The organism is Nocardioides marmotae, from assembly GCF_013177455.1.
Lineage (GTDB): Bacteria > Actinomycetota > Actinomycetes > Propionibacteriales > Nocardioidaceae > Nocardioides > Nocardioides marmotae.
This window is the reverse complement of the sequence record NZ_CP053660.1, coordinates 1,216,831-1,234,647: the sequence shown is the minus strand read 5'-3', so window position 1 is coordinate 1,234,647 and position 17,817 is coordinate 1,216,831. Positions and strand designations below refer to the sequence as shown.

21 protein-coding genes and 1 tRNA gene are annotated in these 17,817 nt (G+C 74.4%); 11 read left to right on the top strand and 11 right to left on the bottom strand.

The genetic code is table 11. The features are described from left to right. Position 1: 1 nt before the first annotated feature. Complete coding sequence (locus HPC71_RS20875; protein WP_216656561.1) at positions 2-406, bottom strand: PDGLE domain-containing protein; 405 nt, start codon at positions 404-406, stop codon at positions 2-4. Further along, positions 403-1,089, bottom strand: coding sequence for an energy-coupling factor ABC transporter permease (locus HPC71_RS20870; RefSeq protein ID WP_216656560.1), 687 nt, complete (start codon positions 1,087-1,089; stop codon positions 403-405). The genes HPC71_RS20875 and HPC71_RS20870 overlap by 4 nt, the downstream gene beginning before the upstream one ends. Before the next feature lie 127 nt (positions 1,090-1,216). Between HPC71_RS20870 and bcp the strand changes: the two genes are divergently transcribed. Both bcp and HPC71_RS05940 read left to right on the top strand, forming a co-directional pair. Beyond that, the gene (gene bcp, locus HPC71_RS05945) at positions 1,217-1,693 is read left to right on the top strand and encodes a thioredoxin-dependent thiol peroxidase (protein WP_171896297.1); all 477 of its coding nucleotides are present in this window, start codon (positions 1,217-1,219) and stop codon (positions 1,691-1,693) included. Positions 1,694-1,726: 33 nt separating this feature from the next. Continuing rightward, a tRNA-Leu gene (locus HPC71_RS05940) sits at positions 1,727-1,808 on the top strand. 33 nt (positions 1,809-1,841) lie between these two features. Here the strand turns inward: HPC71_RS05940 and HPC71_RS05935 are convergent. Continuing rightward, positions 1,842-2,360, bottom strand: a complete 519-nt coding sequence (locus tag HPC71_RS05935) for a hypothetical protein (RefSeq protein ID WP_154616704.1) — start codon at positions 2,358-2,360, stop codon at positions 1,842-1,844. Between the two features lie 78 nt (positions 2,361-2,438). On the opposite strand from HPC71_RS05935, the gene HPC71_RS05930 reads away from it, so the two are divergent. Further along, positions 2,439-3,248, top strand: coding sequence for an SDR family NAD(P)-dependent oxidoreductase (locus HPC71_RS05930; protein ID WP_154616705.1), 810 nt, complete (start codon positions 2,439-2,441; stop codon positions 3,246-3,248). 45 nt (positions 3,249-3,293) lie between these two features. After that, positions 3,294-4,181, top strand: coding sequence for a bile acid:sodium symporter family protein (locus HPC71_RS05925; protein ID WP_154616706.1), 888 nt, complete (start codon positions 3,294-3,296; stop codon positions 4,179-4,181). 96 nt (positions 4,182-4,277) lie between these two features. Here HPC71_RS05925 and rdgB read toward each other — a convergent pair whose 3' ends face one another. The 4 genes from rdgB to HPC71_RS05905 are packed head-to-tail and all read right to left on the bottom strand — an operon-like array spanning position 4,278 to position 7,382. Further along, positions 4,278-4,886: an RdgB/HAM1 family non-canonical purine NTP pyrophosphatase gene (gene rdgB, locus HPC71_RS05920; protein ID WP_257866249.1), complete on the bottom strand. Its 609-nt coding sequence runs from the start codon at positions 4,884-4,886 to the stop codon at positions 4,278-4,280. Next, complete coding sequence (gene rph / locus HPC71_RS05915) at positions 4,883-5,608, bottom strand: ribonuclease PH (RefSeq protein ID WP_154616707.1); 726 nt, start codon at positions 5,606-5,608, stop codon at positions 4,883-4,885. The genes rdgB and rph overlap by 4 nt, the downstream gene beginning before the upstream one ends. Before the next feature lie 53 nt (positions 5,609-5,661). After that, positions 5,662-6,450: an ABC transporter permease gene (locus HPC71_RS05910; protein ID WP_154616708.1), complete on the bottom strand. Its 789-nt coding sequence runs from the start codon at positions 6,448-6,450 to the stop codon at positions 5,662-5,664. Beyond that, the gene (locus HPC71_RS05905) at positions 6,447-7,382 is read right to left on the bottom strand and encodes an ABC transporter ATP-binding protein (protein WP_154616709.1); all 936 of its coding nucleotides are present in this window, start codon (positions 7,380-7,382) and stop codon (positions 6,447-6,449) included. The genes HPC71_RS05910 and HPC71_RS05905 overlap by 4 nt, the downstream gene beginning before the upstream one ends. A gap of 131 nt (positions 7,383-7,513) precedes the next feature. Between HPC71_RS05905 and HPC71_RS05900 the strand changes: the two genes are divergently transcribed. Both HPC71_RS05900 and HPC71_RS05895 read left to right on the top strand, forming a co-directional pair. After that, positions 7,514-8,671 carry a sensor histidine kinase gene (locus HPC71_RS05900; protein WP_171896296.1) on the top strand — a complete coding sequence of 386 codons (1,158 nt, stop codon included), beginning with the start codon at positions 7,514-7,516 and terminating at the stop codon, positions 8,669-8,671. Continuing rightward, entirely contained in the window at positions 8,668-9,345 is a 678-nt protein-coding gene (locus HPC71_RS05895) for a response regulator (RefSeq protein ID WP_154616710.1), read from the top strand. The genes HPC71_RS05900 and HPC71_RS05895 overlap by 4 nt, the downstream gene beginning before the upstream one ends. A gap of 56 nt (positions 9,346-9,401) precedes the next feature. On the opposite strand, the gene HPC71_RS05890 is transcribed toward HPC71_RS05895, so the two are convergent. Then, complete coding sequence (locus HPC71_RS05890; protein WP_171896294.1) at positions 9,402-10,223, bottom strand: MBL fold metallo-hydrolase; 822 nt, start codon at positions 10,221-10,223, stop codon at positions 9,402-9,404. Between the two features lie 184 nt (positions 10,224-10,407). On the opposite strand from HPC71_RS05890, the gene HPC71_RS05885 reads away from it, so the two are divergent. Further along, positions 10,408-11,463 (top strand): alkaline phosphatase family protein, encoded by a 1,056-nt coding sequence (locus HPC71_RS05885; protein WP_154616711.1) that lies wholly within the window; start codon positions 10,408-10,410, stop codon positions 11,461-11,463. Positions 11,464-11,482: 19 nt separating this feature from the next. On the opposite strand, the gene HPC71_RS05880 is transcribed toward HPC71_RS05885, so the two are convergent. Both HPC71_RS05880 and HPC71_RS05875 read right to left on the bottom strand, forming a co-directional pair. Next, entirely contained in the window at positions 11,483-12,589 is a 1,107-nt protein-coding gene (locus HPC71_RS05880; RefSeq protein WP_154616712.1) for a DUF3152 domain-containing protein, read from the bottom strand. Beyond that, the gene (locus tag HPC71_RS05875) at positions 12,580-13,527 is read right to left on the bottom strand and encodes a PLP-dependent cysteine synthase family protein (protein ID WP_154616713.1); all 948 of its coding nucleotides are present in this window, start codon (positions 13,525-13,527) and stop codon (positions 12,580-12,582) included. Before HPC71_RS05875 ends, HPC71_RS05880 begins: the two co-directional genes overlap by 10 nt. An 89-nt stretch (positions 13,528-13,616) precedes the next feature. Here HPC71_RS05875 and HPC71_RS05870 point away from each other — a divergent pair, with 89 nt between their 5' ends. Genes HPC71_RS05870 through HPC71_RS05855 form a run of 4 tightly spaced genes read left to right on the top strand, consistent with a single transcriptional unit; the run spans position 13,617 to position 17,197 of the window. Beyond that, positions 13,617-14,555, top strand: a complete 939-nt coding sequence (locus HPC71_RS05870; RefSeq protein ID WP_154616714.1) for an ABC transporter ATP-binding protein — start codon at positions 13,617-13,619, stop codon at positions 14,553-14,555. Beyond that, entirely contained in the window at positions 14,552-15,310 is a 759-nt protein-coding gene (locus HPC71_RS05865; protein WP_154616715.1) for an ABC transporter permease, read from the top strand. Before HPC71_RS05870 ends, HPC71_RS05865 begins: the two co-directional genes overlap by 4 nt. Before the next feature lie 13 nt (positions 15,311-15,323). Further along, positions 15,324-16,565, top strand: a complete 1,242-nt coding sequence (locus HPC71_RS05860) for a sensor histidine kinase (protein WP_154616716.1) — start codon at positions 15,324-15,326, stop codon at positions 16,563-16,565. Next, positions 16,562-17,197, top strand: a complete 636-nt coding sequence (locus tag HPC71_RS05855; RefSeq protein ID WP_216656559.1) for a response regulator — start codon at positions 16,562-16,564, stop codon at positions 17,195-17,197. Before HPC71_RS05860 ends, HPC71_RS05855 begins: the two co-directional genes overlap by 4 nt. Here the strand turns inward: HPC71_RS05855 and HPC71_RS05850 are convergent. Next, positions 17,194-17,757, bottom strand: coding sequence for an NYN domain-containing protein (locus HPC71_RS05850; protein ID WP_154616717.1), 564 nt, complete (start codon positions 17,755-17,757; stop codon positions 17,194-17,196). The two genes, HPC71_RS05855 and HPC71_RS05850, sit on opposite strands and share 4 nt — an antisense overlap. Positions 17,758-17,817 lie beyond the last annotated feature (60 nt).

Genomic DNA, 17,817 nt, shown 5'->3' with positions numbered 1-17,817 from the left:
GTCAGGCCCGCTCGGGTTCGGTGGACCGCTCGGAGTCCGGGCCGGTCCCGACGTCGGTCCCGGCGTCGATCCCGGCGTCGGCCCCGGGTCGGCGCCGCCGCAGGAGCAGCGTGAGGCCGCCGGTCAGGACGAGGACGGTCAGCGTGCCGAGCACGCCGGCGATCCCCACGCTGAGCCGCTCGTCGTCGACGCCCTTGGTGGAGTAGTCGGCGAACGGGCTGCCGGCGGCCGGGCTGTCCTCGGCGGAGTCGAGGAAGCCGGTCTGCTCCGCGACGTGCTCGAGCCCGTCGGGGTGGGCGCTGGCGTAGTAGCTGGCCACGCCGGCGACGAGCAGGGCCACGACCAGGCCCGCGAGGAGGAGCGCGCGCGTGCTGACGTGGCGGCGGGGTGCGGCCGGGGCGCTCATGCGGCCACCGTCCGGATCTCGAGCTCGCGGGCGGCCACGAGCGGCCGGGCGCCGCGGACGAGGTCGGGCCGCACGGCCACGACCGCACCGACCACCAGGCCGGTGACCACCGCCTCGCCGATGCCGATGAGGACGTGCCAGCCGAGCATCGCGGTGAGCACCGTGCCGGCGTCGACCGGGGCCGTGCCGCCGATCGCGAAGAGCAGGCTGAAGACCAGGGCGGCGACGGGCACGGAGACGAACGCCGCGACGGCGGCGCTCGGCGCGACGGTCGCCAGCCGGCGCGGCAGCACGGCCTGGAGGCCGCGGAAGACGACGTACCCGACCAGCGCGGTGACCACGCCGATCAGCACGACGTTCGTGCCGAGCGCGGTGATGCCCCCGTCGGCCATGAACAGCGCCTGGACGACCAGGACCACCGAGACGCAGAGCAACCCGGTCCACGGCCCGACGAGGATCGCGGCGAGCGCACCGCCCATCAGGTGGCCGCTGGTGCCGACGCCCACGGGGAAGTTGATCATCTGCGCGGCGAAGACGAACGCCGCGACCAGGCCCGCCATCGGCGCGGCGCGGTCGTCGAGCTCGGTGCGTGCCTTGCGGAGCGCGACGCCGACGGCGGCTGCGGCGACGACGCCGGTCGCGACGGAGGTGGGTGCGTCCAGGAAACCGTCAGGGACGTGCATGGGTGCGACTCCTCGGTCGGGGGACGGGACGTCGGCGGGGACCGGTAGCGTCGGGATCGGCGGATCGGCATGCGTCGTGCCGCCAAGCGTACGTTGTTGCACATGATTGGCAAGAAGGAGAACGCCCGTGGCCGAGACGCCCCGCCTGTCCCCCGGTGACCCCGCCCCGGACTTCATGCTGCCGGACGACACCGGCGAGCAGGTGAGGTTGAGCGACCTGCGCGGGCGGAAGGTGATCGTCTACTTCTACCCCTCCGCGATGACCCCGGGGTGCACCAAGCAGGCCTGCGACTTCAGCGACTCGCTGGACTCGCTGCAGGCGGCCGGCTACGAGGTGCTCGGCATCTCACCGGACAAGCCGGAGCGGCTCGCGAAGTTCCGCGAGAAGGAGGGGCTGACCATCCGGCTGCTCTCCGACGCCGACAAGTCGGTGATGACCGCCTGGGGCGCCTTCGGGGAGAAGAAGCTCTACGGCAAGGTCGTCCAGGGCGTCATCCGCTCGACCGTCGTGGTGGGCGAGGACGGCACCGTCGAGGTCGCCCAGTACAACGTCAAGGCCACCGGCCACGTCGCCAAGCTGCGCAAGGACCTGGCGCTGACCTGACCCCTGCGCGCGCTCCTAGACTGAGCGCCGCCAGCCGGAGTGGTGGAACTGGCAGACACGCAGGTTTTAGGTACCTGTGCCTTCGGGCGTGGGGGTTCGAGTCCCCCCTTCGGCACCCGGGCGTCACCGCCCGGCCCAGGACGACGGATCAGAACAACGGTTCGGGGGTGGAGACGGTCGCCCCGGCGTCCTCCAGCGCCGCGCGGTACGCCGCGACCTGGGCGCGCGTGAGGGCGCCGTCGAGCCGGAGGAGCACCGGCCCGGCCAGCAGGTGGGTCTCCGTGCCGAGGTCGACCGTGCCGAGCTGGAGGGTGCGGATCTCCTCCGAGCGCCGGGCCGCGGAGTCCGGTGAGCCCCAGACCTCCACCTCCGCGCCGCACTCGATGCCGGGCTGCTCGCACGGGAACCGGCGGTCCCGCACCGTCCACCCCTCGACGAAGTCGGTCGGCGCGCCGGGCAGGCTGACCAGGTCCCCGCGCCGGAGCGGGACGAGCCCGGTCACGGTCGGCAGCTGTTCGAGCGCCGCGGCGACGTCGGCGCCGGACAGGTCGTCTCCTGCCCCGGCCGGGGCGGGCCCGGGGTCCTCCGACCCGGACCCGCACGCACCCAGCCCGAGGACCAGCCCGGCGGTGAGGACGACGGCAGCGGCGGCGATCCGAGACGGCACCCGCCGACCGTACCGGCCCCCGATCCGGCCACCGATCCCGCATGACTCGGCAGCGCGACCGGCGGGTACCCCCGCCGCATGGACGCCACGACGGACACCACCCAGCAGGCGGGGCTCGCCCTCGTGACCGGCGCATCGACGGGCATCGGCCGCTCGGTCGCCCACGAGCTGGCGAGGCGGGGGTACGACGTGGTCCTCGCGGCCGACGAGCCCGAGATCCACGCCGCCGCGGCGGAGGTCGCCTCCGCGCACGGGGTCGACGCCCGACCGGTGCAGGTGGACCTCACCCGCCCCGAGGAGGTCGAGCACCTGTGGCGCGAGGCGTCCGGCAGCGGCCGCCCTGTCGACGTCGTCGTGCTCAACGCCGGCGTCGGTGTGGGCGGCACGTTCGCCGACACCGCGCTCGAGCGGCACCTGCGCCTGGTCGACCTCAACGTCCGCTCCACGGTGCACCTGGCCAAGCTCGCCGTCGACGACATGGTGCGGCGCGGGGCGGGCCGGATCCTGGTGACCGCGTCGATCGCCGCCGTCGCGCCGAACCCGTTCCAGGCGACGTACGCCGCGTCGAAGGCGTTCGTGCACTCCTTCGCCGAGGGCATCCGCCACGAGCTGCAGGACACCGGCGTCACGGTCACCTCGCTGATGCCGGGCCCGACCGACACCGAGTTCTTCCGCCGTGCGGACCTGCTCGACACCGCGCTCGGCCAGGGCCCCAAGGACGACCCGGACGAGGTCGCCCGCGACGGCCTGGACGCGCTGTTCGCCGGCAAGCCGCACGTGGTCGCGGGCTCGTTCAAGAACCGCGCGCTGGCCGAGCTCGCCACCCACCTGCCCGACCGGCTGACGACCAAGGCGATGGCGGCGCAGACCAGGAAGAAGGACGACTGAGCGCGTTCGCCGGATCTCTGTGACGCCGGTCACTAGAGTCCGGCCATGGATTCGGCTCTCACGACCATCGGGCTCCCGGTCGCCCTCGGCATCATCATGCTCGGGCTCGGCCTCTCGCTGGTGCCCGACGACTTCCGCCGGGTCGCCCGGCACCCGAAGGCGGTCGGCGTCGCCCTGGCCTGCCAGCTGGTGCTGCTGCCGCTGTTCTGCTTCGGGCTGGTCACGGTCCTCGACCTGCCGCCGCTCCTCGCGGTCGGGATGATGCTGCTCGCCGCCTCGCCGGGCGGCACGAGCGCGAACCTCTACAGCCACCTCTTCCGCGGCGACGTCGCGCTCAACGTCACCCTCACCGCCATCAACTCGATCGTGGCGATCGCGACGCTGCCGGTGATCACCAACCTGGCCATCGCCCACTACGGGCTCGGCGACGAGGTGTCGCTGCAGTTCACCAAGGTGGTCGAGGTCTTCGCGGTGGTGCTGGTGCCGGTCGTGCTCGGCATGCTCATCCGGCAGCGGGCGGCCGGCTTCGCGGCACGGATGGACAAGCCGGTCCGGATCGGGTCGGCCGTCATCCTCGCGGTCCTGGTGCTCGGGATCCTGCTCGACCAGCGCGAGGACGTCGGGGACTACCTCGCCGACGTCGGGCTCGCCGCCGGCGTGTTCTGCGCCGCCTCCCTCGTCGTCGGGTACGTCGTCCCGCGGGCGGCGGGCGTGCGGGAGAGCGAGGCGATCGCCTCCTCGATGGAGATCGGCGTCCACAACGGGACGCTGGCCATCTTCGTGGCCGTCGAGGTGCTCGACAGCACCGAGATGTCGGTGCCCGCGGCCGTCTACTCGGTCTTCATGTTCGTCTTCGCCGCCCTGTGGGGCGTGGTGCTCACCCGCTACCTCGTGGGCCGTCGCGACGAGCCGGCGACCTCCGCGACCGCCTGAGCCCGGATGTGACGCGCTGCCCGGTCGGCTACCGCGCCGACCCGACGGCGCGGTAGTCCGTCGACCGGCGCGGCAGCTGGACGCCGGGAGCCGAGATCAGGCCAGCGCGCGGGCGACCAGCGGCGCGATCTCGCGCAGCGCGCGGCCTCGGTGGGAGATCCGGTCCTTCTCCTCCGGGCCGAGCTCGGCGGAGGTCAGCCCGTCGGCGAGGTGCTCGTCGGCGACGAAGAGCACGTCGTACCCGAAGCCACCGCTCCCCCGCGTCGCGCGGATGACCCGCCCGTCCATCCGGCCGTGGACCACCAGCTCGGTGCCGTCGGGGTGGGCGAAGGCGACCGCGCAGGCGAAGTGGGCGGTACGCCGCTCGTCGGGGACGTCCTCGAGCTGCTCGAGCAGCAGGGTGTTGTTGCGGGTGTCGTCCTTGGGCCGGCCCGACCAGCGCGCCGAGAGCACGCCGGGCATGCCGTTCAGCGCGTCGACGCAGAGACCCGAGTCGTCGGCGAGCGAGGGCAGGCCGGTGGCGGCCGCCCCGGCGCGCGCCTTGAGCAGCGCGTTGCCCTCGAAGGTCGGCTGGTCCTCGACGGGCTCGTCGTACGCCGCCACGTCGTCGAGGCCGACGACCTCGACGTCCGGGGCGTGCTCGCGCAGGATCCGCTCCATCTCGGCGAGCTTCTTGGCGTTGCGCGAGGCCAGGAAGACCCTCACCGGGCCAGCGCCTCCCCCTGGAGTCGGGTGAGGTCCGCGCAGCCCTTCTCGGCCAGCGCGAGCAGCGCGTCGAGCTCGCTGCGGTCGAAGGCGGCGCCCTCGGCGGTGCCCTGCACCTCGACGAACTTGCCGTCGCCGGTCATCACGACGTTCATGTCGGTCTCGGCGCGGACGTCCTCGACGTAGGGCAGGTCCAGGCGCGGGACCCCGTCGATGATGCCGACGCTGACCGCGGCGACCGAGCCGGTGAGCGGCTGGGCGGAGGCGGCGAGCGCCCCGGAGGCCTTCAGCGAGGCGACGGCGTCGGCCAGCGCGACGTACGCGCCGGTGATCGCCGCAGTGCGCGTGCCGCCGTCGGCCTGGAGGACGTCGCAGTCCAGGACGATGGTGTTCTCCCCGAGCGCCTGGTAGTCGATGACCGCGCGGAGGGAGCGGCCGATGAGCCGGCTGATCTCGTGGGTGCGGCCGCCGATGCGGCCCTTGACCGACTCGCGGTCCGATCGGGTGTTGGTGGCGGCCGGGAGCATGGCGTACTCCGCGGTGACCCAGCCCAGGCCGGAGCCCTTGCGCCAGCGCGGCACGCCCTCGGAGGCGGAGGCGGCGCACAGCACGCGGGTCCGGCCGAACTCGACCAGGACCGATCCCGCGGCGTGGTCGAGCCAGTTGCGGGTGATCGTGATGGGGCGCAGCTCGTCGTCGGCCCGGCCGTCTTCGCGTGTCATGGGGACCACGCTAGAGGGCCGGGCCGACGTCGGTGAGCCGGGGCGGTCGGGGGCTACTTGACCTCGGCGCGCAGCACGCGGATCCAGCCCAGGACGAACGGGATGATGATCCAGATCAACGTGGTGGTGCCGAGCTGGGCGTACTCCTCGCCGGTGATCGAGGCGCCGGTGAAGCCGTTGAACAGCGGCGTCTGGGCGGTGGAGAGGTCCAGCCACGGCGCGAGGTCCTCGAGCGCCGAGACCAGGCTGAAGACGATGCTTGAGGCGATGGGCAGCACGAAGAAGGTGACGATCGCGGCCGGGGTGTTGAGCAGCAGCAGGCCGTAGGCGAGGCCCTGCAGCAGGGTGAGCAGCTGGAGGGCGAAGAAGAGGACGAACAGCTGCGTCTGCACGTCGGAGAACCCGTCCTCGGCACCGCCGACCAGGCTGCACACGGCGGCGGCCACGATCGCGGCGATGAAGGCCAGCACGCCGAAGACCAGGGCGGCAGCGGACTTGGCCGCGACCACCTTGGTCCGGGACGGCTCGAGCGCGAAGGTGACCATCGCCGTGCGCTGGCTCCACTCGCTGGTGACCAGCAGGATGCCGAGCACCGGCAGCAGGAACCCCTGCGGGGTGGCCGCGATGGAGATGAAGTTCTCGAACGTGCGGTCGCGGGCGTCGGCGGCGAAGAAGAAGATCGTCATGATCGCCGCGGTGATGAGGACGATCGCCCCGAGCAGCCAGCGGCCGGCGCGGGTGTCGTAGATCTTGCGCAGCTCGACCCCGACCAGCCGGGTGAACGGCACCTTCGGGGTGCCGGCGACGTCGAGGGTCATCGGGTGACCAGTGGTGGTGCTCATGCCTGGGCTCCTTCCTGGAGCTGCGTCGCGTCGGCGGGGTGACCCTCGCGCTGGGTGCTGGAGGTCAGCTCGAGGAAGAGGTCCTCCAGCCCCCTCTTGCCGCTGCGCAGGTCGGTCAGCACGACGCCGGCCTCGAGGGCGGCCCGGCCGACCTCGACCGGGTCGGCGTCGACGCGCAGGCCCGACCCGGCGGGCGTGGCGGCGTACCCCTTGGCCTGCAGGGCGCGGGCCAGTACGTCGTTGTCGAGGGAGGTGACCAGCGAGGCGGCGGGGCCGGACTGGGCGAGCAGCGACGCCTTGTCGCCCTGGGCGACGATCTTGCCGCGGCCGATGAGGATCAGCTCGTCGGCGACGAGCTCGACCTCGTTGAGCAGGTGGCTGGAGAGCAGCACGGTGCCGCCGCGGTCGGCGTAGCCCTTGAGCAGGTCACGCATCCAGCGGATGCCGGCCGGGTCGAGGCCGTTGGCCGGCTCGTCGAGGATGAGGACCGACGGGTCGCCGAGCAGCGCGTGGGCGATGCCGAGGCGCTGCTTCATGCCGAGGGAGTAGTTGCGCATCCGGCGCTTGGACTCGGCCTCGCTGAGCGAGACCAGGGCCAGCATCTCGTCGACGCGGGACAGGGGCAGGCCCATCGTCTTCGCGCCGAGGGTGAGGATCTCTCGGCCGGTGCGGCCGGCGTGCTGGGCGCCGGCGTCGAGCAGCACGCCCACGTGGCGCCCGGGGTTGGGGATGTCGTGGTAGTCCAGCCCGCCGATCGTCGTGCTCCCGCTGCTGGGCGGGGTCAGCCCCACCATGATCCGCATCGTGGTCGTCTTGCCCGCGCCGTTGGGCCCGAGGAAGCCGGTCACGCGGCCGGGTTGGCAGGTGAAGCTCACGTCGTCGACGGCGGTGAACCCGCCGTACGTCCTGGTCAGTCGGTCGACCTTGATCATGGGTCCACCCTGCCCGAAGAGGTGAGTCCTCCGCAGGGGACGCGCGGCGGGGAGGGCGATGACCTAAGTAGGGGGCGGGACCGACGGGCGCAGGCTGCCGGGGCCGCCTCGGGGCGCCCTAGCCTGGGCCCGTGGACCGCCCCTCCCCCGTCGAGCACCAGCCGCCGCCGACGCCTTGGGGGCGCACCTGGCGGCTGCTCGCCGTGCTCGTGATCAGCGCGATCGTGTGGCTGCCGATCGCCGGCGACCAGGCCCGGTGGCTGCTGTGGCTCGACCTCGCCCTCGGCGCGGTCTCGCTCGTGGTCGTCCACCACCGGCGCCGGTGGCCGCTCCCCATCGCCCTGGTCATCAGCGCGTTCGCCGCGGTGTCGGGCACCGCCGCGGGCCCGGCGACCCTCGCGACGGTCTCGGTCGCGACCGGGCGCCGTTGGCAGCAGCTGGTCGTGGTGTTCGTGGTCGGCCTCGCCGGCGCGCAGGTCTTCACCCTGACCCAGCCCGGCGGCGGCGAGGAACCGCTGTGGCTGCTGAGCTTCCTCAACGTCATCGTGCTGGCGGCGTGCGTGGGGTGGGGCATGTACCTCGGCTCGCGCCGCGAGCTGGTCTCGACCCTGCGGCAGCGCGCCGAGCGCGCCGAGGCCGAGCAGGAGCTGCGTATCGACCGGGCCCGCGCCACCGAGCGCGCGCGGATCGCCCGGGAGATGCACGACGTGCTCGCCCACCGGATCTCCCAGATCTCGCTGCACGCCGGCGCGCTGGGCTTCCGCGAGGACCTCACCGCGGAGGAGATGCGGGCCAGCGCGGCGGTGATCCGCGACAAGGCCCACGAGGCGCTGACCGACCTGCGCGGGGTGCTCGGGGTGCTGCGCGACGAGGACACCGGCGCGGTCGTGCACGCGCCCCAGCCGACGTACGACGACGTCCCGCGGCTGGTGGCCGAGGCGACGGCGGCGGGGCTCAACGTCGACTACGTCGACCGGGTCGACCGCTCGGCGGGCCCGGTGCCCGAGGTCGTCGGTCGCACCGTCTACCGGATCGTGCAGGAGGGGATCACCAACGCCCGCAAGCACGCCCCGGGCGCCCATCTGCTCGTCGAGCTGACCGGCTCCCCCGACGACGGCCTCGACGTGCGGCTGCGCAACCCGCTCGGCTTCGGGGTCGGCGTCACGCCCGGCGCCGGGCTCGGGCTGGTCGGGCTCTCCGAGCGCGCCGAGCTGCGCGGCGGCCGGCTCGAGCACCGTCGTGACGCGGGCATGTTCGTGCTGCACGGGTGGCTGCCGTGGGCGGCATGAGCGAGGAGGGAGGCACCGTGCGGGTGCTGGTGGTCGACGACGACCCGATCGTGCGGTCGGCGCTGACGCTGATGCTCGGCGGGCAGGCCGACCTCGAGGTGGTCGGCGAGGCCGGCGACGGACGCGAGGGCGTGCTGCTCGTGGACCGGCTGCGGCCCGACATCGTGCTGATGGACATCCGGATGCCGGTGCTCGACGGGCTCGAGGCCACCCGCCGGCTGCACCGGCTGCCGGACCCGCCGCGGGTGATCGTGCTGACGACGTTCGACGCCGACGAGCACGTGGTCGAGGCGCTCGCGGCCGGGGCCGACGGGTTCCTGCTCAAGGACACCGCGCCGGCGCAGATCGTCGAGGCGCTGCGCAAGGTCGCCGAGGGCGAGCCGATGCTCTCCCCCTCGGTGACCCGGACCCTCATCGACCGGCTGCGCGCCGCCCAGGCCGAGCCGGCCGACGACCGCGCGGCCCGCGCCGAGGCCCGGCTCGCGCTGCTCACCGACCGGGAGCGCGAGGTCGCCCTGGCCGTGGGCCGGGGGCTGAGCAACGCCGAGGTCGCCCGCGAGCTGCACCTGTCCGTGCCGACGGTCAAGGCGCACGTCTCCCGGCTCTTCGAGAAGCTGGTCGTGACCAACCGCGTGCAGATCGCGATGTGCGTGCACGACGCCGGGCTGGTCTGACCCCGGCGGGGTCCCGGAGCTCCCGGAGATCCCGGGGCTCCCGGGGTCCGGCTGGCTCAGGCGCGCTGGGCGGGCCGGTCCGTCGACCGGGCCGGCTCGCTCGGCCGGGCGCCGAGCTCGTAGACCGCGCCGGGCCGGGCCAGCTCGACCGGGCCGTCGTAGACCGCCCGCGCCTCGGCCAGCACGACCGCCGGGTCGTGCCAGGGCGGCACGTGGGTGAGCACGAGGCGCCGGGCGTGGGCCCGGGTGGCGGTCGTGCCGCAGTCCTTGCCGGTCAGGTGCAGCGAGGGCGGGTTGTCGCCGCCCTCCTCGAAGGAGGCCTCGGCGAGGAAGAGGTCGGCGTCGGTGGCGACCCGGTCCAGGCCGGCGCACGGGCCGGTGTCGCCGCTGTAGGCGAGCACCGCGCCGTCGGCCTCGATCCGCAGGCCGAACGCAGGCACCGGATGGTCGACGGGCACCGGGTCGACGGCGAAGGGACCGATGCGGACCGGGCCGTCCCACTCCCGGAAGTCGAACTCCTCGCGCATGCCGGGGTCCAGCGGGAGGTCGTAGGCGCGCGCCATCCGGTCGGCGGTCCCCTCGGGGCCGTGCACCGGGATCCGCGGCTGCGGGCCGGAGGGGTGGTAGCGACGCAGCACGTGGTAGCCGCAGAGGTCGAGGCAGTGGTCGGCGTGCAGGTGGCTCAGCAGCACCGCGTCGATCGCCAGCGGGTCGGCGTAGGTGTGCAGCGGGCCGAGCGCCCCGTTGCCGAGGTCGACCAGCACCCGCCAGGTCCGCGCGCCCGTACCGTCGTCGTGCTCGGCCTCGAGCAGGTAGCAGCTGGCCGGCGACGTGGGCCCCGGATAGGAGCCGGAGCAACCGATGACCGTGACCCTCACGCCGTACCTCCCCCGAGACCACCGCGGCCCCTGACCCCTGCGCCGGGATCGGCGACGGGGCGGGAGGGGCGCGGCACGGTCGCAACGGTAAGCGCATCCGGGCCCGTTGGCACGGACTCTTGAGCAGCGTCACGTCCGAGCGCGGATCGCCGGCGCTCGCCCGGCCCGGGGCTAGCGTGGTCGGGTGCGCCGTACCTCCGTCGTGGCAGCCGCCGTCGCCGCCCTGCTCCCGCTCTCCGCCACCCCCGTCCTCGCCGGCACCGCGCCGTGCGACGGGCCCCCGCGGACGGCCGCCGCCACGGTGCCCGCGGGCGAGGCGGGGCGCCGGGTCGTCCCCGAGGACCGACGGGTCCTGGCGATCTCCGTCGACGGGCTCAACCCCGCCGCGCTGGCGCGGCTGGGCGAGCAGCGCACGCCGGTCCTGCACCGGCTGCTGGCCCAGGGCGCCTCGACCCGCAACGCCCGCACCGCGCGCGAGCTGACCCTCACCCTGCCCAACCACACCGGGATGGTCACCGGGCGCCGGATCGACGCGGCCAAGGGCGGCCACGGCGTCACCTGGAACACCCACCGCCCCGGCACCACCGTGCAGCGCGCCGCCGGCCACGCGGTCGCCTCGGTCTTCAGCGTGGTGCGCGCCGCGTCCGGCGAGTCGGTGGTCTTCACCGGCAAGGAGAAGTTCACGCTGTTCGAGCGGTCCTGGCCGCGCGGCGTCGACGCGCTGACCTACGAGGAGGACCCGCTCGCCCTGGTCAAGGCGGCCCGGCGCGACCTGCGCCACGAGGACCGCGCGCTCACCTTCGTCCACCTCGCCACGCCCGACGTCGCCGGCCACGCGAACGGCTTCATGTCGCGGTCCTACCTCGACGCGGTCGCCCGCGCCGACCGGCTCATCGGCAAGCTGGTCCGTGCGGTCGAGGGCGACGCGGAGCTGCGCCGCGAGGTGGTGGTCGTGCTGACCGCCGACCACGGCGGTCGCGGCGCCGGGCACTACGACGCCACGCGGTACGCCGACTACCGGGTCCCGTTCCTGGTGTGGGGCCGCGGGATCGAGGCCGCGGACCTCTACCGGATCAACCCCGACCGCTCCGCACCCGGCCGCTCGCGGACGTCGTACGCCGGCAGGCAGCCGGTCCGCAACGGCGACCTCGCCAACGTGGTGACCCGCCTGCTGGGGCTCGGGCCGGTGCCGGGCAGCGAGCTCGGGCGGACCGACCCGCTCGTCGTCGACCGGGACTGACCGCTCGAGTCAGCCCGGGTCAGCGCAGCTCGGCGAGGGTCGGCCAGGGGTTGAACCGGCAGCCGCCGAGCCCCTTGGACTGCTGCTGCATGACCGGTGCGGGCTGCCCGCGTCCGCCGCAGGTGGCGTGGCCGCGGCCCAGCCAGTGGCCGGTCTCGTGGTTGACGACCATGTGCCGGTAGTCGCGCAGCGCGCCGCGGGCGGCGTTCCACGCCGGCGAGGCGTGCTTCCAGCGCTCCTGGTTGATGACGACGTAGCGGCCGACCCGGCAGCTCCACTGCGCGCTGCACACGGGGCTGAACCGCGGCACCTCGGCCGCCGCGGCGAGCACGAGGGTGAACGACCCGCCGCGCCGGACCGGCACGAACCGGACGCCGGAGCCGCGCCAGCCACGGGCGTCCTCGTAGGTCTGCTGCGCCTGCCGGCGGAACGTCGCCAGGCTGGTGGTGAGCCGTCCGCGCGTCTGCACCGAGTACGTCACCGTCCGCCGCACGTCGACCCGGTGCCGGACCGACCTCGGGGCGGTGCGCTGGCGCAGCGTGGTGTGGCCGGGGGCGGTGTGCACCACCTCGGCGCGGACCCTGCGGCCGACGTCGCCGGGGCGCAGGCGGTAGGTCAGGCCGCGCTCGCGGGCGACCGGGCGGCCGGCGACCAGCCACCGCACGCGCACCCGGGTGGCCAGGGGCCGCACCTCGCCCGGCGCCACCCGGACGACCCGGCCGAAGCGGGCCACACCGGTGACCCGCGCGGGCGTGCGCACCCACAGCGGGGCGCGGCGCACCCGGTCGGTGGGGGCCGAGCGCACGGTCGTCGCGGCGCCGGTCGAATCGGTCGCGGTGACCTCCACGCTCAGCCGGCGGCCGAGGTCGTCGAGGCCGAGCTCGTGGGTGCGGTCGGTGGCGCCGGGCACGGGCTCCCCGCCCCGCAGCCACCGGTAGGTCAGGGTCAGCCCGTCGGTGCCGCCCTCCCAGCGGCCGGCGCCGGCGACCAGGCGCTGGCCGAAGACCGGCTCGCCCTTGACCACCGGCGGCGCGGTCGGCACCGGCTCGGCGCTCGCCGCGCCGGGGGCGGCGACCAGCAGCGCGGCCCCGAGGAGCAGCGCGGCGAGCAGCCGGGTCAGGCCCACAGCTGGCCCTCGAGCCGGTCCTCCGCCTGGTCGATGGTGCCCTCGTAGGCGCCGGTGGAGAGGTACTTCCAGCCGCCGTCGCACACGACGAAGGCGATGTCGGCGCTCTCGCCCGCCTTCACGGCCTTCGCGGCCTGGCCGAGCGCGGCGTGCAGGATCGCCCCGGTCGAGATGCCCGCGAAGATCCCCTCGAGCTCGAGCAGCTCGCGCACGCGGCGTACGGCGTCGCGCGGGCCGACCGAGAAGCGCGAGTCGATCAGGTCGGCGTCGTACAGCTCGGGCACGAAGCCCTCGTCGAGGTTGCGCAGGCCGTAGACCAGCTCGCCGTACCGCGGCTCGGCCGCCACGATCCGCACCTCGGGCTTGGCCGTGCGGAAGTAGCGGCTGACCCCCATCAGGGTGCCGGTGGTGCCGAGCCCCGCGACGAAGTGGGTGATGCTCGGCAGGTCGGCCAGCAGCTCGGGGCCGGTGCCCTCCTCGTGGGCAAGCGCGTTCGCGGCGTTGCCGTACTGGTAGAGCATCACCCAGTCGGGGTGCTCGGCGGCGACCTTCTTGGCCACCCGCACGGCCTCGTTCGAGCCACCCGCGGCGGGGCTGGACACGATCTCCGCGCCCCACATCCGCAGCAGCTGGCGACGCTCCTCGGAGGTGTTCTCCGGCATCACGCACACGATCCGGTAGCCCTTGAGCTTGGCGGCCATCGCCAGGGAGATGCCGGTGTTGCCCGAGGTCGGCTCGAGGATCGTGCAGCCGGGCCGCAGCGTCCCGTCCTTCTCGGCCTCCTCGATCATCTTCAGCGCCGGCCGGTCCTTGATCGAGCCGGTCGGGTTGCGGTCCTCGAGCTTGGCCCACAGGCGTACGTCGGGCGAGGGCGACAGCCTCGGCAGCCCGACGAGCGGGGTGTTGCCGACGGAGGCGAGCAGGCTGTCGTAGCGCATGGTTCCAGCATGACATCCACCGATCGGTGGATCCGCTCCGGCGCCGGTGGATCGATGTGCGAGGCGCCCGCGACCGGTTGGCTGGAGCCATGAACTCCACTCCCCCGGGGCCGGCCGTCGAGGTCGTCGGGCTCCGCAAGGCCTACGGCGAGAAGGTGGCGGTCGCCGACGTCGGCTTCACCGTCGAGCACGGCGAGGTCTTCGGCATCCTCGGCCCCAACGGCGCCGGCAAGACCACCACCGTCGAGGCGGTCGCCGGGATGCGGGTCGGCGACGCGGGACGGATCCGCGTCCACGGCCTCGACCCCTGGACCGAGCGCGACGCGCTGACCCGGGTGCTCTCGATCCAGCTCCAGGAGAGCAGGCTGCAGGCCAAGATCACCGCCCAGGAGGCCTTCGAGCTCTGGTCGGCGCTGTACGACGACCCGGTGCCGTGGCGCGAGGTCGCCGAGCGCCTCGGGCTGACCGAGCACCTCGGGCGCCGCTTCGGAGCGCTCAGCGGGGGCCAGCAGCAGCGGCTCTCGATCGCGCTGGCCCTGGTCGCCCGGCCCCGGGTCGTGGTGCTCGACGAGCTGAGCACCGGCCTGGACCCGCGCGCCCGGCGCGACGTGTGGCAGGTCGTGCGCGATCTGCGTGCCGGCGGCACCACGGTGCTGCTGGTCACCCACTCGATGGAGGAGGCCCAGTCGCTCTGCGACCGGGTCGCGATCATCGACCGCGGGCGGATCCGGGCGCTCGACACCCCTGAGGGCCTGATCCGGGCGGCCGGCGAGGCGACCACGATGACCTTCGTGCCGTCCACGCCGATCGACCTCGACGCCGTGCGCGACCTGCCCGGGGTGACCGAGGTGCGCGCCGAGGGCGGCCTGGTCGTGGTGACCGGCGCGGAGGACGCCGCCGTCACGGTCGTGACCGACCTGGTCGCCCGCGGCGTCGTACCGACGCGGCTCAACGTGACCGCCGGCTCCCTCGACAGCGCCTACCTCGACCTCACCGCCGCTCCCGACCAGGTGGAGACGCCCGCATGAGCGCCACCGTGATCTCTCCCGCCACCCGTGCCGTCCTCCGCACGGAGACCCGGCTCTTCGGCCGGGAGCTCGCCTCGCTGTTCTGGATCCTGGTCTTCCCAGTCGCCCTGCTGTGCGTGCTCGGCGCGATCCCGAGCTTCCGCGAGCCCCACGACGCACTCGGCGGCCTGCGGACCATCGACGTCTACCTGCCGACGGTCGTCTTGTTCTCGATGATCGCAGCGGCGCTCATGACGATGCCCCCGGTCGTCTTCGCCTACCGCGAGAGCGGGGTGCTGCGCCGGCTGGGCACGACGCCGGTCGGACCGGCGGCGGTCCTCGGTGCCCAGGTGCTGCTGCACGCCGTCGCGGTCGTGGTCTCCAGCCTGATCGCCATCGTCACGGGCCGGATCGTCTTCGGCATCGCCCTGCCCGACTCGCTGCTCGGCTACGCCCTGGCCTACGTCCTCGTCCTCCTGGCGTCGTTCTCCCTCGGCGCCGTCGTGACCGCGGTCTCCCCCAACGCCCGCGTGGGCACGGCCGTGGGCATGGTCGTCTTCTTCCCCTCGATGTTCACCGCCGGGGTCTACGCGCCGGTGCAGGCGCTGCCGAGCCCCCTGCGCGACATCGTCGGCGGCACGCCCCTGGGCGCCGCGACGGAGGCGATGACGCAGGCGATGTCCGGCGGCTTCCCCGACGTCCGGCACCTGCTGGTCGTCGCGGTCTGGGCGGGGGTGCTCTCGCTGATCGCGGTGCGCACCTTCCGCTGGGAGTGAGAGGGTACGGCGCGTGAGCTCCGCGACCGCCGAGGCGCAGGCGGGCCAGCAGTGGCTGCGCCACCTGCCCCTCGTGCTGCTCGGCGTGAGCCTCGTCGTCGCCCTGGTCACCGGGCCCGCGACCGGCGCCACGTCCTCGGGGCCGCGGCTGGCGGCGCAGCTGGGGCTGGCCGCGGCGACCGCGGCGCTGCTGGCCTGGTGGGCGTACGGCCCGACCGCCGGCGGCGGCCCGGCGCGGTTCGCCCTGCGGACCGCGCTGGCCTTCGCGCTCACCGCGCTCAACCCGCTCTTCTGCGTCTTCGCCTGGATCGGGTTCGCCGACGCCGCCGACGTCCTGCGGGGCCGATGGGTGTGGGTGGGGTTCGCGGCGACCGCCGCGGCGATGGCCACCGGCCAGTCCGGCGGCCTGCCGACCGGGCCGACCGGACACCTCGCCTTCTTCCTCGCGCTGTTCGCGCTCAACTTCGGCCTCGCCGCGGCGATGGGGCGCGCCGCGCTCCAGATCGAGCGGACCAGCACCGACCGCGCGGCCGCGATCGCCGAGCTGGAGCGGCTGAACGCCAGCCTCGAGGAGGCCCTGCTGCGCAACGAGGCGCTCCAGCAGACGGTGGTGGCCCAGGCCCGGGTCGCCGGCGTGCAGGAGGAGCGGCAGCGGCTGGCCCGCGAGATCCACGACACGATCGCCCAGTCGCTGGCCGGCGTGCTCACCCAGCTGCAGGCGGCGGGGCAGGAGGCGGACCCCGACGCGCGGATCCGGCGGGCCACCGAGCTCGCCCGCAGCGCACTCGCCGAGGCCCGCCGGTCGGTGCTGGACCTCGCGCCGGCGCCCCTGCACGGCGCCGGGCTGCCCGAGGCGATCGACGCCGTCGTACGCTGCTGGGCCGCCGACCAGGACCCGGACCGTGCCGCCCGCACCGACCTGGTCGTGACCGGCGAGGTCCGGCCGCTGCACCCCGAGGTCGAGGCGACGGTGCTGCGGATCGTCCAGGAGTCGCTCGCCAACGTCGCCAAGCACGCCCGGGCCGGACGGGTCGGCGTGACGCTGGACTACGACGGCGAGGAGGTCGTGGTCGACGTCCGCGACGACGGCGTCGGCTTCGACGCCGGCCGGCCCGCCCCGCCGAGCTCCTTCGGCCTGCGCGGCATGCACCAGCGTGCCGCGCGCCTCGCGGGCACGCTCACGCTCGAGTCGTGCCCCGGCGGCGGCACCGCGGTGTCCCTGCGCCTGCCCGCCCTGGCCCGGGAGGCGGCGTGATCCGGATCCTGGTCGCCGACGACCACCCGGTCGTCCGCGACGGCGTCCGGAGCATGCTCGGCGCCGTGCCGGACTTCGAGGTGGTGGCCGAGGCGGGCAGCGGACCCGAGGCGGTCGCCCTGGCCCGCGCGACGGACCCGGACGTCGTGGTCATGGACCTGCGGATGCCCGGTGGCGGCGGCGTGGACGCCGTACGTGCCCTCCGGGCCTCGGGCACGCGGGCGGCCGTGCTGGTGCTCACGACCTACGACACCGACTCCGAGACCGTCGCGGCGATCGAGGCGGGCGCGACCGGCTACCTGCTCAAGGACACCCCGGCCGAGCGGCTCTTCGAGGCGGTGCGCGCGACCGCGGCCGGGGAGACCGTGCTCTCCCCGGCCGTCGCCAGCCGGCTCGCCTCCCACCTGCGTCGTCCCAGCCGCACCACCGCCCTCACCAGCCGCGAGCGCGAGGTGCTCGTGCTGGTCGCCCGCGGCACGTCCAACCGCGCCATCGCCCAGGAGCTCTTCGTGAGCGAGGCGACGGTCAAGACCCACCTCGTCCACGTCTACGAGAAGCTCGGCGTGGCCGACCGCGCCGCCGCCGTGGCGACGGCGTACGAGCGCGGCATCCTCGGCGGCCCGACCGCCTAGCGCAGGAAGTTCTCGGGGTCGAACTCGTCGAGCGGGATGATCCGCACGCGGGGCAGCGGCACGTTGAAGGCGTGCACGTCGTCCTCGAGGTCGTGGACGCGGATGCCGAGCTGGTCGAACTGCGTGCTGGCGTACTCGCGCAGCGCGACGAGCCCGATGCGTCGCTGGTAGGCGCTCTGGTCGAGCAGCCGGGAGAGGTGCTCGGCGAAGTCGGCGTCGTGGCTGACGAGCAGCACGTCGTCGGCGCGCTGGACCAGCGCGTCCAGCGTGCGCTGGATGCCGATGTCGACGACCTTCTCGTCGGCGCGCCCGGCCAGCGGGACCGGCCGGTAGTCCATGGCCAGGAGGGCCTGGACGAAGCTGCTCGGCAGCGTGCCGTTGGAGGCGTTGAGGAAGAACAGGCCGGTGACCGGCTGTCCCCACAGCTGCTCGGCGTACGCCGTGACCCGCTCCCAGCGGGGCCGCTCCTCGGGGAGCGGGCGACGGCCGAGCAGGGAGTTGCCCAGCGTCGCGTCGATGTTCTCGCCGTCGACGAGGACGAACGTGCGGCGGTCGGTCATCGGGCGCTCAGCTCAACCATTCCCGCACCGTACCGCCGCCGCACGATCGTGGGTGCGTGG

Excerpts from the sequence above, each read along its gene's own strand:
- HPC71_RS05930 (WP_154616705.1), top strand. The coding sequence starts at position 2,439 with ATGGACGCCACGACGGACACCACCCAGCAGGCGGGGCTCGCCCTCGTG.
- HPC71_RS20870 (WP_216656560.1), bottom strand. The coding sequence starts at position 1,089 with ATGCACGTCCCTGACGGTTTCCTGGACGCACCCACCTCCGTCGCGACC.
- HPC71_RS05850 (WP_154616717.1), bottom strand. The coding sequence starts at position 17,757 with ATGACCGACCGCCGCACGTTCGTCCTCGTCGACGGCGAGAACATCGAC.
- HPC71_RS05910 (WP_154616708.1), bottom strand. The coding sequence starts at position 6,450 with ATGAGCACCACCACTGGTCACCCGATGACCCTCGACGTCGCCGGCACC.
- HPC71_RS20875 (WP_216656561.1), bottom strand. The coding sequence starts at position 406 with ATGAGCGCCCCGGCCGCACCCCGCCGCCACGTCAGCACGCGCGCGCTC.
- HPC71_RS05925 (WP_154616706.1), top strand. The coding sequence starts at position 3,294 with ATGGATTCGGCTCTCACGACCATCGGGCTCCCGGTCGCCCTCGGCATC.
- rph (WP_154616707.1), bottom strand. The coding sequence starts at position 5,608 with ATGACACGCGAAGACGGCCGGGCCGACGACGAGCTGCGCCCCATCACG.
- HPC71_RS05870 (WP_154616714.1), top strand. The coding sequence starts at position 13,617 with ATGAACTCCACTCCCCCGGGGCCGGCCGTCGAGGTCGTCGGGCTCCGC.
- HPC71_RS05865 (WP_154616715.1), top strand. The coding sequence starts at position 14,552 with ATGAGCGCCACCGTGATCTCTCCCGCCACCCGTGCCGTCCTCCGCACG.
- HPC71_RS05895 (WP_154616710.1), top strand. The coding sequence starts at position 8,668 with ATGAGCGAGGAGGGAGGCACCGTGCGGGTGCTGGTGGTCGACGACGAC.
- HPC71_RS05905 (WP_154616709.1), bottom strand. The coding sequence starts at position 7,382 with ATGATCAAGGTCGACCGACTGACCAGGACGTACGGCGGGTTCACCGCC.
- HPC71_RS05875 (WP_154616713.1), bottom strand. The coding sequence starts at position 13,527 with ATGCGCTACGACAGCCTGCTCGCCTCCGTCGGCAACACCCCGCTCGTC.